13 protein-coding genes are annotated in these 12,480 nt (G+C 73.0%); 6 read left to right on the top strand and 7 right to left on the bottom strand.

Annotated features, from left to right (window positions below; all coding sequences use genetic code 11):
* Window positions 1-2: 2 nt before the first annotated feature.
* The 3 genes from OOJ98_RS12105 to OOJ98_RS12095 form a co-directional block, all read right to left on the bottom strand.
* Window positions 3-878, bottom strand: a complete 876-nt coding sequence (locus OOJ98_RS12105; protein ID WP_267054644.1) for an ABC transporter permease — start codon at window positions 876-878, stop codon at window positions 3-5.
* Window positions 838-1,653, bottom strand: a complete 816-nt coding sequence (locus OOJ98_RS12100; RefSeq protein ID WP_267055614.1) for an ATP-binding cassette domain-containing protein — start codon at window positions 1,651-1,653, stop codon at window positions 838-840. Before OOJ98_RS12100 ends, OOJ98_RS12105 begins: the two co-directional genes overlap by 41 nt.
* Before the next feature lie 260 nt (window positions 1,654-1,913).
* On the bottom strand, window positions 1,914-2,378 hold the full coding sequence (locus OOJ98_RS12095) for a MarR family winged helix-turn-helix transcriptional regulator (protein ID WP_267054643.1): 465 nt from the start codon (window positions 2,376-2,378) through the stop codon (window positions 1,914-1,916).
* Between the two features lie 213 nt (window positions 2,379-2,591).
* Between OOJ98_RS12095 and OOJ98_RS12090 the strand changes: the two genes are divergently transcribed.
* From OOJ98_RS12090 to OOJ98_RS12070, 5 genes are all read left to right on the top strand, one after another.
* Window positions 2,592-3,707, top strand: coding sequence for a hypothetical protein (locus tag OOJ98_RS12090; RefSeq protein WP_267055613.1), 1,116 nt, complete (start codon window positions 2,592-2,594; stop codon window positions 3,705-3,707).
* A 110-nt stretch (window positions 3,708-3,817) separates the two neighbouring features.
* Window positions 3,818-4,486 (top strand): transcriptional regulator, encoded by a 669-nt coding sequence (locus tag OOJ98_RS12085; protein ID WP_267054642.1) that lies wholly within the window; start codon window positions 3,818-3,820, stop codon window positions 4,484-4,486.
* A 152-nt stretch (window positions 4,487-4,638) separates the two neighbouring features.
* Window positions 4,639-6,186 carry an alpha/beta hydrolase gene (locus OOJ98_RS12080; RefSeq protein ID WP_267054641.1) on the top strand — a complete coding sequence of 516 codons (1,548 nt, stop codon included), beginning with the start codon at window positions 4,639-4,641 and terminating at the stop codon, window positions 6,184-6,186.
* 165 nt (window positions 6,187-6,351) lie between these two features.
* The gene (locus OOJ98_RS12075; RefSeq protein ID WP_267054640.1) at window positions 6,352-7,827 is read left to right on the top strand and encodes an MFS transporter; all 1,476 of its coding nucleotides are present in this window, start codon (window positions 6,352-6,354) and stop codon (window positions 7,825-7,827) included.
* Window positions 7,824-8,435, top strand: a complete 612-nt coding sequence (locus OOJ98_RS12070) for a TetR/AcrR family transcriptional regulator (protein ID WP_267054639.1) — start codon at window positions 7,824-7,826, stop codon at window positions 8,433-8,435. The genes OOJ98_RS12075 and OOJ98_RS12070 overlap by 4 nt, the downstream gene beginning before the upstream one ends.
* Before the next feature lie 18 nt (window positions 8,436-8,453).
* On the opposite strand, the gene OOJ98_RS12065 is transcribed toward OOJ98_RS12070, so the two are convergent.
* Window positions 8,454-8,645, bottom strand: a complete 192-nt coding sequence (locus OOJ98_RS12065; RefSeq protein ID WP_267054638.1) for a ferredoxin — start codon at window positions 8,643-8,645, stop codon at window positions 8,454-8,456.
* A gap of 46 nt (window positions 8,646-8,691) precedes the next feature.
* Window positions 8,692-9,924 (bottom strand): cytochrome P450, encoded by a 1,233-nt coding sequence (locus OOJ98_RS12060; RefSeq protein WP_267054637.1) that lies wholly within the window; start codon window positions 9,922-9,924, stop codon window positions 8,692-8,694.
* 196 nt (window positions 9,925-10,120) lie between these two features.
* Between OOJ98_RS12060 and OOJ98_RS12055 the strand changes: the two genes are divergently transcribed.
* Window positions 10,121-11,104 (top strand): cytochrome c oxidase assembly protein, encoded by a 984-nt coding sequence (locus OOJ98_RS12055; RefSeq protein ID WP_267054636.1) that lies wholly within the window; start codon window positions 10,121-10,123, stop codon window positions 11,102-11,104.
* A 3-nt stretch (window positions 11,105-11,107) separates the two neighbouring features.
* On the opposite strand, the gene OOJ98_RS12050 is transcribed toward OOJ98_RS12055, so the two are convergent.
* Complete coding sequence (locus tag OOJ98_RS12050) at window positions 11,108-11,515, bottom strand: hypothetical protein (RefSeq protein WP_267054635.1); 408 nt, start codon at window positions 11,513-11,515, stop codon at window positions 11,108-11,110.
* An 84-nt stretch (window positions 11,516-11,599) separates the two neighbouring features.
* The gene (locus OOJ98_RS12045) at window positions 11,600-12,370 is read right to left on the bottom strand and encodes a DUF2127 domain-containing protein (RefSeq protein WP_267054634.1); all 771 of its coding nucleotides are present in this window, start codon (window positions 12,368-12,370) and stop codon (window positions 11,600-11,602) included.
* Window positions 12,371-12,480: the final 110 nt, after the last annotated feature.

Raw genomic sequence — 12,480 nt, 5'->3', positions numbered from 1 at the left:
GCTCAGCGGGCCAGCCGGCCCAGGAGCGAGGAGGCCGCGAGGATGCCGAGCGCGGCCGCGACGGCCAGCACCCCGTAGTCGAGGGCGAGATGGGCGTGGGTGCCGAGCAGCAGTCCGCGCAGGGCGTCTACCTGGTAGCTCAGCGGGTTGGCCCTGCTGACGGCCTGGAGCCAGCCCGGCATGATCGACACCGGGTAGAGGGCGCTGGAGCCGAAGAACAGCGGCATGGTGATGGCCTGCCCGATGCCCATCAGACGGTCCCGGGTCAGCACGATCCCGGCGATCGTCATGGACAGGCACGAGAAGAACGCGGAGCCGAGGATCACGGCGACGGCGACGCCGAGGAGCCGCAGCGGGTTCCAGGTCAGGGCCACGCCGAGCAGCGCGGCGATCACGATGACCACGACGGCCTGGATCAGCGCCTTGACCCCGGCCGCGAAGGCCTTGCCGGTGATGAGCGCGGAGCGCGGGGTGGGGGTGACGAGGAGCTTGGTGAGGATGCCCGAGTCACGCTCCCAGATGATCATGATGCCGTAGAAGATGGCGATGAACATGGCGGACTGGGCGATGATGCCGGGCGCCAGGTAGTCGATGTAGGGGATGCCCTCGGTGGGGATCGCCTTGATGCGGGTGAAGGTCTCGCCGAAGATCAGCAGCCACAGGGCCGGCTGGACGGCGCGGGTGTACAGCTCGGCGCGGTCGTGCCGCAGCTTCTGCAGCTCGACCGCGCACAGGGCGGCGACGCGGGCGGGCAGCAGGCGCCAGCCGGTGCGGGGGCGCGGCGGGGTCAGGAGCAGATCCAGCCTCCCGTCGGCGTCGAGGGCGGCTGAGCCGGGGTCAGCCGAGGCGGGCTGCGGTGCGGCGGGTGCTGCGGACATCGCGGAAGTCACCTCCCTGGCTGTCGAGGCCGCTGCCGGCGACGTCGCGGAAGACGTCCTCCAGGGTGGGCGGCGGGTCGTCGGGGCCGTTGCCGAGGCGTTCGTGCAGCTCGGACTTGAGGCCGTCGGGCGTGCCGAGGGCCCGTATCCGCCCGCGGTGCATCAGTGCGAGGCGGTCGCAGTACTGGTCGGCCTCGTCCATGTGGTGGGTGGTCACGAGCACGGTCATGCCGGTGGCCCGGCGCACCGCGTTGATGTGCTCCCACACGCTGGTGCGGGCGATGGGGTCGAGGCCGATCGTCGGTTCGTCGAGCATCAGCAGCCGGGGCGCGCTGACCAGGGCCTGGGCGAGTTCGAGACGGCGGATCATGCCGCCCGAGTAGGTCTTGGCCATGCGGTCGGCGGCGTCGGTGAGGTCGACGGCGTACAGGGCCTGTTCGACGCGGCGGGCGCGTTCCTTGCGCGGCACGTCGAAGACCCGGGCGAAGAGGGTCACGTTCTCCCGTCCGGTCAGGCCCGCGTCGGCCGACAGCTGCTGGGGTACGTAGCCGAGCAGCCGGCGCACCGCCATCGGCTCCTTCGCGGCGTCGTGGCCGAAGACGCGGACGCGGCCGACGGGCACGGGCAGCAGGGTGGTGATGCAGCGGATGGCGGTGGTCTTTCCCGCGCCGTTGGGGCCGAGGAGTCCGAAGACCTCGCCGGCGGCGACGGCGAGGTCCAGCCCGTCGACCGCCTTCGTCCCGCCGAAGGCGTAGGCGAGCCCGTCGCAGCGCACGGCCTCGCGGCCGGCCGCCGTGTCACCCCGGACCGCCGAGGCACGGCCGGGTCCCGCCGCCGCGCCGCCGCGGTCCGGCGGGGCGCCGCGGTCCGATACGGCGCCCCGGTCCGATGCCGCGGCCTGGTCCGGTGTGGCGCCGCCCGCGGCGGCTGCCGCCCGGTCCAGGTCGGGTGCCGTGGCGCCCCCGGCCGCCGCCGCCCCGTCCCGGTCGGGTGCCGTTCCGTCCCGGGCCGGGCGGCGGTCCGCGTCGTCGTCGCTCATGACCCCTCCGCTTCCTCGTGCAGGTTGTCGGCGAGCCGGCGCAGCGCGGGGAGCGCGGCGGCCAGGGCGGCCCGGTCGGCGGCGTCCAGGCGCGCCACCTGGTCCCGTACCAGCGCGGCGCGGCGGCGCTGCCAGTCGCGCAGCCGCTCCAGGGCGGCGGGTGTCGCGTGCAGCCGCGCCGAGCGCCGGTCGCCGGGGTCGGTCTCGCGCCTCATGTAGCCGTCCCGCACCAGCTGGTTGACGAGCGTGGAGACCGAATTGCCCGCCAGGTGCAGCTCCTTGGCGGCGGCCGACACCCCGATGCCCGGCCGGGCGGCGACAAGGCGCAGCAACTCGACCTGGGCGCCGCGCAGCCGGGGCGCGCCGAGGCCGCCGCGCAGCCGGCGCCTGATGAGCCGCTGCACGCCCGCGAGTACGTCCGCGAACGAGTCGTCGAGCGGTTGTGCCTCTTCGGCAGCCATGCGGCCATTTTATCTCTGAGTGAGAGGTAATGGCCAGGGGGCGTCGGCGCCGGGGACCGCGCGATGTGGCGCGCAGCACATGTGGACCCGCCGGGAGAACGGACCGGCCCCGCATGACATCTTTCCCCGGGGCCCCCGCGCGCTCCACGGAACGCCATCCGCATCGGGCAGGGAAACAGGAGCTGAACACACGTGCCGGCCATCAGTCAGAGGATGCATCTGATCCTGCTCTCCGCATGGACCGCGCTCTGGTTCGCGTTGGTCGAGCCCAACGGCGGCTTCTCCTGGCACTATCTGCGGGCCGGCGGGGAACTCATCTACCAGGGCCCGTCGGGCGACGGCACCGGCGGTCTCAATCTGTACGCCCACCACCCCGAGCTCCAGATGGGACCGGTCAGCTTCCTGACGGCCGGCCTGTTCAACCCCTTCCCGGAGCGGACCGGGCAGTTCCTCGCGGCGCTCCTGATGTCGGTGCTCGGTCTGGTGATCGTGGTCATCGCGGGACGCAGCGCGGCCTGGTACTTCCTGGGCACCGGCACCAACCACCAGCGTCTGCGCCAACGCGTGCTCATCGCCGGTCTCGCCTTCATCCCGATGTGGATCGAGGTGTCGGTGCGGTTCGGGCACCTCGACGACGTGCTCGCCCTGTTCTTCACCGCGCTCGCGGTCCGCTCGGTGACCCGCGGCGGCGCGATCGGCACCGGCGTGTGGCTGGCGCTCGCCATGGACTCCAAGCCGACGGCGGTGACGTTCGCGGCGCTGCTCTTCGCGCTGCCGCGGCACCAGTGGCTGCGGGCCGGCCTGTGGTGCGCGGCCGTGCTCGCCGTGGCCTGGGCGCCGTTCTTCCTCAGCAATCCCCATTCGATGTCGGCCGCGGGTTTCGCGATACCCAACCAGCCGGCGTCCGCGCTGCGCTGGCTCGGTGTCGCCGATGCCGAGACGCCCGGCTGGGACCGCCCGGCGCAGGCGCTGCTGGGGCTGCTGCTCGGGGCCGTGGCGGTGTGGCGCGGGCGGTGGGCGGCGGTGGTGCTGCTCGGCGCCAACGCGCGCATCGTGCTCGACCCCAGCGTGTACACGTACTACACGGCGTCGGTCCTGCTCGGCACGCTGCTGTGGGATGTGATCGGGCAGCGCCGGCTGGTGCCGTGGTGGAGCTGGCTCGCCCTGCTGACCCTGTACGGGAGCGTGTTCGTGGTGGCGGACGACGCGGCGCGCGGGCTGATCCGGCTGGCGTTCGTGGTCGTGTCGACGGCGTACGTGCTGCTGTGGCCGCAGCGCGACAGAACCCGGGACCGCCGCCGCAGGAGCCGCGCCCCGGTCGCCGCCTGAGCCCCGCGCAGCGGGCCGCGGGCGGTCGCGGCCCGCCTGCCCGTGCGGTGGCGGCCCCGCGTGAGACGCTGGTCGTGACCGTACCGGCAGCTCCGCTGAGAGGGTCCCGCATGACTCGTCAGACGCGTACCGCCAAGGACATCATCGCGGCGGCGTCCACCGCGCTCGCCCCCTCCCCCGACGACAACCGGCTCGTGCCCCTCGTCGAGGCCGGCCGGGCGCCGCGCTCGGCGCTCGCGGGGCTCGCGCTGGAGCAGCGCCACATCATCGCCGCCGACCGCCGCGCCTTCCTCCACCTCGCCGAACGCTCGGGCCGGGGCACGCCGTGCGCGGCGTTCTTCGGTTCGCTCGCGGAGGGCGAGAGCCTCGCCCTCGAACAGCTCGGGGCGTACGAGAGTGCCTGCGGGCTCACCGCGCAGGACATCGGGCAGTACCTGCCACGCGCGGGCTGCCAGGCCTACCCCGCGTATGTGGCGTGGCTGGCCCTGAACGGCGACCCGTCGAGTGTGGCGCTCGCCCTGACCGCCAACTTCGCTGCCTGGGGCGGCTACTGCGCCCGGCTCGCGGCCGCGCTGCGCTCGCGGTACGGCTTCACCGACGAGGCGTGCGGCTTCTTCGACCTCTTCGCCGGACCGGCCCCGGAGCTCGAACAGCAGGCGGTGGCGGCCGTCGCGGCGGGCTCGGACGACGCCCACGGCGAGGGCGTGGGCAGCGGGGCGCACTACGGGCGGCTGCTCCAGAGCTACGAGTCGATGTTCTGGAACACGCTCGCCCCGTAGGGCGGGCGGCGGGCATCCGCACCACCACCGGGGTGGCATGCGTGCCACCCCGTTTCGGGGTGGTGGCGGGATCGAGACGGGGCCCCGGGCGGTGGACGATCGACTCGACCGATTCACCGCAAGGGGAGCGATCCCAACGGGGAGAAGAACACATGCAGTTGTTCCAGAAGCCGGCCCGCTGGGCCGCGGCCGCCGTGTGCGCGCTGCTCGCCGCGGCCGCCCTGCCGGCCGGCGCGGCACAGGCCGCCGCGGAGAGCGCGACCCCGCCCGTACCCGACCGCTACCGCCTCCAGCACCTCGACTGGCAGCCATGCTTCTCCGGCACGCTGGAATGCGCGACCATGGCCGTGCCCCGGGACTGGTACCACCCCGGCGCCGGGCCGGACCTCGCAATCAAGGTGTCGCGCCATCGGGCGACCGGCCCCGGCGAGCGGCGCGGCGTCCTGATGATGGCGGCGGGCGGTCCCGGCTCGTCCGGGCTCAAACGGCCGGCCAACCTGACCGGTCTGAGCCCGAAGCTCGCCGCCGCGTACGACGTCGTCAGCTTCGACCAGCGCGGGGTCGGGGCGAGCACCAACGTGGTCTGCTCGGACCAGGACACGGTCGACGCGTTCTTCTCCTCCGGCGATCTCAGGGACCGCTCTCCCCGGGCGATCGGGGCGACCTTCGACCGGGCCCGCGCCTTCGTGGCGCAGTGCGAGCGCGCCTCGGGCGGGCTGCTGCCGTACATCACCAGCGACCAGGCCGTGCACGACATGGACCTGTACCGCGCGCTGCTCGGCGTCGACCGGATCTCCTACTACGGGCCGTCCTACGCCACCGTCCTCGGGGCGTACTACGCGACCGAGTTCCCGCGCCGCGTCGAGCGGGTCGTCCTGGACAGCACCGTGGACCTCACGCACGGCTGGCAGGCGTACATGACGGGGCAGCCGGCGAGCTTCCAGCGCCGGTACGAGCAGGACTTCCTGCCGTGGCTCGCCAAGAACGACGCGACGTACCACCAGGGCCGCATGCCCGCCGAGGCCGAGGCCTCCTACGAGCGGCTGCGGGCCGCGCTGCACGACCACCCCCTCGACCTCGAAGGCACCCTCGTCACGCCCAACCATCTGGACGCAGCGGCCACGAACGCGCTCTACAGCGCGCACGACCGGTTCCCGGAGTTCGCGTCGCTGATGGGTCTGCTCCAGCATCCCGAGAGCGCATCGGAGCAGGCGCGGAAGGACGCCGCCGAGCAGTTGTCCCCCGTCATGAGCGCGGGCTACTTCGCCGACTTCTTCGCGGTCACGTGCGGCGACGGCACCTGGAGGCGCGACCGCCGGTACTGGGTGGACACGAGCGCCGAGGCGACTCGCGTCCACCCCCTCGCCGGGGCACGGGAGTTGACGTTCGCCGCCGTCTGCGCGAGCTGGCCGACGTCCAAGGCGCCGCACATCGAGCCGACCGGCAAGGGGCTGCCGCCCGTCCTGATGCTCAACGCGACGCACGACCCGGCGACGTACTACGAAGGCGCGCTGCGCGTGCACGGGGCGATCGCCGGGTCACGCCTGATCACGGTGGACGACGGCGACCACGGCCAGTTCCAGCACGGCAACGCGTGCGTGGACGACCGGGTGGAGGCGTACCTCCTGACGGGCGCCCTGCCCGCGAAGGACACCGGCTGCCCCGGAGTGCCGCTGCCGGAACCCGCCGCCCGAGGCTGATCCCGGAGCGCATCCGCCGGGGGCCGGTCCCGGAGGCCGCCGCGAGGGCCGGTCCCGGACGGCCCAGGAACTTCCGCCCGGGTGGGAATCAAGGGGTGCACAAGCGTTTACCCTGAGGGTGAACACCTGTGCACCCCTGTCCGCGTTCCAGCCGTACGGAGAGTCATGCCCCCTGCGATACCCGTGTCCGCCGATCCGCCCCGCCCCCGGTTCTTCGTCGGGGTCCTGGCGTTCTGCGGCGTGGTCGTGGCCGTCATGCAGACGCTGGTGGTGCCGCTCCTGCCCCACGTGCCCGCCCTCACCGGCAGCACCCCGGCCGCGGCCAGCTGGCTGGTCACCATCACGCTGCTGACCGGGGCCGTCTTCACCCCGGTGCTCGGCCGGGCCGGCGACATGTACGGCAAGCGGCGGCTCCTGATCATCTCGCTCGGCGTGCTCACGGCCGGCTCGGTGATGTGCGCGGTCAGCTCCCACATCGGCGTACTGATCGCCGGCCGCGCCCTCCAGGGGGCCGCGCTCGCCGTGATCCCGCTGGGCATCAGCATCATGCGCGACGAGCTGCCGCCGGCGAAGGTGCTCTCCTCGGTCGCCCTGATGAGTTCGACGCTCGGCATCGGCGCGGCCGTGGGGCTGCCGGTCGCGGCCCTCGTCGTCGAGCACTTCGACTGGCACACCATGTTCTGGGCCTCGGCCGTGCTCGGCCTGGTCGACATCGCCCTGGTGCTGTGGTGCGTGCCCGAATCGCCACTGCGCTCGCGCGGCCGGTTCGACGCGGTGGGCGCGCTCGGTCTCTCGGCGGCGCTCGTCGCGGTGCTGCTCGCCATCACCCAGGGCGCCGACTGGGGCTGGACCTCGCCGCGCACCCTCGCACTGCTCGGCGCGGCCGTGGTGATCTGGCCACTGTGGGGCGCGTACGAGCTGCGGACCCGCTCCCCGCTGGTGGACCTGCGGGTCTCGGCACGCCCCGCGGTGCTGCTCACCAATGTGGCGGCCCTCCTGATCGGCTTCGCGTTCTACGCCAACTCGCTGGTCACCGCGCAGATGGTGCAGGAGCCCAAGGCCACCGGCTACGGGCTCGGCGCGTCCATCGTGGTCAGCGGGCTCTGTCTGCTGCCGGGCGGCCTCGCGATGGTGGCGCTCTCCCCGGTGTCGGCCAAGATCTCGGCCACCTACGGCCCGAAGGCGGCGCTCGCCATCGCCGCGGCCGTCATGGCGGTGGGCTACGGCGTGCGCTTCTTCACCAGCCACAGCATGGCCATGATCATCGCGGGCGCCACGGTGGTGGCCTGCGGCACCGCCATCGCCTACTCGGCGCTGCCCGCCCTGGTGATGCGCGCGGTCCCGGTGAGCGAGACCGGCGCCGCCAACGGGCTCAACACCCTGATGCGCTCGGTCGGGCAGGCCTGTTGCAGCGCGGTGGTCGCCGCGGTCCTGGCCAATGTCACCTTCCAGGCCGGCGGCGAGACCGCGCCGACCCTCCACGCCTACCTCCTGGTGTTCCTGATCGCCGCGGGCGCGGCCCTCGCCGCGCTCGTCGCCACGCTGTGCCTGCCGGGCGGCGCGGCCCCCGCCGGCGGTACCGTCGGGCCGGACCGCGCCGAGGGGGCGACGGGACGCACGACGGCCGAGGAGAGCGCATGACGGGCCAGGAGGGCACCGGTGCCGACACGGGGACCGGCCGGGACGCGATCTGGCGGGCGGCGCGGCGGGCGTTCACGCTGCGCCCGTACGCGGAGGTCACGATGCGCTCGATCGCGGCCGACGCGGGGGTGAGCCCCTCGCTCATCGTGAAGCGGTTCGGCAGCAAGGAGCGGCTCTTCCACACCGTCGCCGATTTCGGGCCCGCCGCCGACGCGCTGTTCGCGGCGCCCCTGGACGCCCTGGGGCGGCACATGGTGCTGACCCTGGTGCGGATGCGGCGCGAGGACCAGGGCGATCCGCTGCTGCGCGCGGTGTTCTCACTCGGCAACATGGACGAACGCACCCTGCTGCGGGAGCGGTTCCGCGAGCAGGTCACGTCCCGGCTGGCCGGTCAACTGCGCGGCGGGGACAGCGAGTTGAGGGCCGAGCTCATTGCCGGTCTGCTGCTCGGCCTCGGCGCGACGCTCAGTCTGCACCGGCCCGGCGCCGGGGAACGCGCCACGCCCGAGCAACTGGCCGATCTCTACGCGCCGGCCGTGCAGCGGCTGGTCACCGGTTCCGAGGACGCGTCCGGGGACCCAGCGGCCACAGGGGCCACAGCGGACTGACCGGAACCGGGTGTTTCGCTAGTCGTGCACGGCGATGGCCCCGACCGGGCAGGCCCGTGCGGCCTCGCGGACCAGCGGGTCGCCCGCGCCGTCCGCGCGGCCGGGCAGCAGCTCGCTGAAGCCGTCGTCGTCCTGGGTGAAGACGCCGGGGGCGGTCAGCGCGCACTGTCCCGCGCCGATGCAGACGTCCTTGTCGATGCCGATCCGCATGTGCGGCTCCTTCTCGTGCTCGGGTTCTCTCGCGCTCCCCCGCCCGCTACCAGGCGACGGGGAGCTCGACCATGCCCTGGATGGTGTCGCCGGGCTTGAACGGGATCTCGGCGGCGGGCACCGCGAGACGCAGTCCGGGCAGCCGCGTGAAGAGGGTGCGCAGCGCGATCTCCATCTCGGCGCGGGCCAGGTTCTGGCCGAGGCACTGGTGGACGCCGAAGCCGAACGCCACGTGGTGGCGACTGGCGCGGTGCCAGTCGATCCGGTCCGGCTCCTCGTAGCTGGCGCTGTCCCGGTTGATGACCGAGGTCGAGAAGACGACGCCGTCGTCGGCGCGGATGGTCTGCCCGCCGATCTCGATGTCGTCGAGCGCCACCCGCAGCATGCCGTCGGCGATCGACAGGAAGCGGAGCAGCTCCTCGACCGCGGCCGGCATCAGCTCGGCGTCCGAGCGCAGTTCGGCGAGCTGCTCGGGGTGCTGGAGGAGCGTGAAGGTGCCGAGCGAGATCATGTTGGCGGTGGTCTCGTGGCCGGCGACGAGCAGGATGACGGCGAAGTCCACCAGCTCCTGCCGGTCCAGCGTCCCCTCGTTGAGGCGCTGGGTGACGAGTTCGCCGAGCAGGCCGTCGCCGGGCTCCCGCTGTTTGCGGTCGATCAGCCGCAGGAAGTAGTCCTCCAGGGCGTCGCGGGCCTCCTCGATGTCGGAGGAGTCCGGCCCGCGCAGTAGCTTGCGGGACTGGCCCTCGAAGAACTCGTGGTCCTCGTACGGGACACCGAGCAGGTCGCAGATCACCATCGACGGCACGGGCAGCGCGAAGGCGCCGACGAGGTCGGCGGGGCCGCCCGCGGCGATCATCCGGTCGAGCAGGGTGTCGACGGTCCGCTGGATCCGCGGCCGCAGGGAGGCGGTCCGCTTGAGGGTGAAGCTGGGGATCAGCATGCGGCGCTGGGTGGCGTGGACGGGGTCGTCGACGCCGAGCAGCGCGGTCCTGCGCCGCGCGACGCCGGCGAACCGGGCGGTCGGCAACGGGAAGGCCTCGTTCTCGCGGTCGGTGGAGAGCCGGGGGTCGGCGAGCAGGGCGCGGGCCTCGGCGAGCCCGGTGACCATCCACACGGTGCGGCCGTCGTAGAGGCGGACGCGGGCGAGCGGGCGTTCGTCGCGCAGCGGCTGGTACGCGGTGGGCGGGTGGTAGGGACAGCTGCGGTCCTGGGGGAAGGCGACGCTGTCGCCGTCGGTGGCGGTGTGGTCCGTGGTGACGCCGGTGGTGCTGCCTGTCATGGAGACCTCGCAAGCGAAGGGATCCGTCTTACCGATCTCCACTACATGCCTCAGGCACCTAGGGCGTCTACGCGTTCTTCGGCCGATTCCATCCCTTCGGCCGAGCGGCGCCGGGGCCGGTGCGGGAGCGGTGCGCGCGCGGGGCTAGCGTGTGTGCGGCCCGTCGTACGTCACGGGCCGGTGAGGAGCGACCCTGATGTCCACGATGGCCCTGCCCGAGCTGACCGGGGGACGGATGCTGTCGGTGTGGCGGCCGGACGCCGCGGCGCTGCTGCTGATCGTCGTGCTGGCCGTGCTCTACGGCTGGGGCGTGCTGCGGCTGCGCCGGCGCGGCGAGGGCTGGCCGGCGGCGCGCGTCGCGGCGTTCGCGGTCCTCGGCCTCGGCTCGCTCGCCGTCGCCACCATGTCGGCGCTGGCGGTGTACGACACCGAGCTGTTCTGGCCGGCCGCCGTCCAGAACGTGCTGCTCGACCTGGTCGCGCCGCTCGGCCTGGCGCTCGGCGACCCGCTGCGCCTGGGCATGCGGGCGCTGCCCGAGCGCGGCGCGGGCCGGCTCGGCGGCGCGATGAGCGGACGCCTGGTGCGGTTCCTCACCTTCCCGCTGGTCAGCAGCGCGCTGGTGCTCGCCTCCGAGCTGTGCATCTACTTCACGCCGTACTTCGAGACGGCGCTGCGGTACGGCGCGCTGCACGATCTGATGTACCTGCACCTGCTCCTCGCCGGAAGCCTGTTCGTGCTGCCGGTCCTCACCCGCGAGGAGGCGCTGCCTGCCTGGTGCACGCATCCGGTGCGGGCCGCCCTGGTCTTCCTCGACGGCCTGATCGACGCGGTGCCCGGCATCGTCGTGATGACCCACAGCACCCTGATCGCGGGCGCCTGGTACCTCCACCACACCCCCGCCTGGGCGCCCGACGTCCAGCGCGACCAGCAGCTCGGCGGCGGCGCGATGGTCACCATCGCCGAGCTGGTGTCGCTGCCGTTCCTGCTCGCGATCCTGGTGCAGTGGTCGCGCGCCGACCGCGCCCAGCGCGTGGTGCTCGACCGCAGGCTGGATGCCGAACTGGCTCCGGCCGCCCCCGAGCGGGGGCGGCCGGAGGACGCGGAGCTCGTACGGCCCTGGTGGGAGACGGACGGCGGCGCGGTCGGACAGCGGATGCGCCGGGGAGCCCCCGGCGAGTAGCGCTCAGTGCCGGTCGCGGCGCCTGCGCAGCCGGCTCACGATGAACCAGATGACGAAGATGACCAGTGCGATGAAGAGGATCACCAGGACCAGCAGGACGATCCCGGCCTTCTTGAAGAAGCCGCTCTTCTTTTTCTTCGGCTTCTTGGACTTCTTCGACGCCAGTACGTGGGACTTGGCCGCGACGGCGTGCTGTCCGGCCGTCGCCGCCGCCTGAACCGTACGGCCCGCGTCGCTCGCGGGCGCTGCCTGCTGGGCCGGTGCCGCGGCGACCGTGGTGCGCGGCGCGGCCTCGGCCGTCACCGGACCGGCCACCAGCGCGGTGCCGAGCACCAGGGCGAGCAGCACGGCCGCCCGGCGCAGCGGCCCGGGGCCGCCCTTCGCGGCGGGCGTGGAACGAGGTGCGTTCATGGTGTGTGATCCCCCAAGGACGTTCGGTACGGCGGTCGCGCCGCCGCTGTCGTGTATCTGTACCCCGCGTGCGGCGGGTATGCCTCAGCGGTGCGCGGCGACGCCGGCCGTCGTCTCCACCTCGATCAGCGAGGCGCTGTGGCGCTCCGCCTCGAAGGCGGCGTGCCCGCCCCGCAGGCCGAACAGGCGCTTGGCGAGCAGGATGTAGAGGACCGCGAGGATGTTGAGGGTCAGCGTGGCGATCTTCACCCAGCTGATCTTCTCGGTGAGTTCGTAGATCTCCAGCGGCAGGAACATCGCCGTGGCGACGACCGTCAGGTACTCCGCCCAGCGCTTGGCGCGCCACAGGCCGACGGCCTCGACGATCTCGATCAGCGCGTAGACGAGCAGCGCCACCGCGACGATCACCAGGGTGGAGTGCTTGTAGTCGAAGGTCTTCTGGATGGTGCCGACGACCGGCGAGTGGTCGAGGTCGTAGTGGAAGTGGCGGAAGACCGGCCGGAACACGTCGAGGTAGTCGTCGAAGAAACGGCGCACCGCGTCCTGGCTGTTGCTGAACTTCCACACCGCGATGGCCACGAGGACGATGAACACGCCGCGCACGGCCCGCTCGACGGCGAGGAAGCGCAGGATGAACAGGTCGCGCAGCACCTTGCCGCGGGGCACGAGCGGCGCGTCCTCGGCCGGGCCCGAACCATGGGGTGCGCCGAGGGCGAAGTCGCCGCAGCGCAGACAGCGCCACGCCTCGCCCAGACCGGTCTCGGCGCGCAACCGGTCACGCAGTACGGCCTCCTGGGGCGCGTACGTCACATGGCCGCGGCGCGCACAGGTGCGCCGGTCCCAGTCGATCTTCATGCTCTTCCTCCCGTGAGGCCCGCGACGCGTCGCGGGCCGGTGTGCTCACAGGGACCGTAGTGGACTCTTGTCGTGGACGTGCCACGGGGTCGTCCCGGTGGCGTGACACG

The sequence above is a fragment of the Streptomyces sp. NBC_00083 genome (genome assembly GCF_026343295.1).
Classification (GTDB): domain Bacteria; phylum Actinomycetota; class Actinomycetes; order Streptomycetales; family Streptomycetaceae; genus Streptomyces.
The sequence above is the reverse complement of the archived record's forward strand: the minus strand, read 5'-3'. Positions and strand labels throughout refer to the sequence as shown.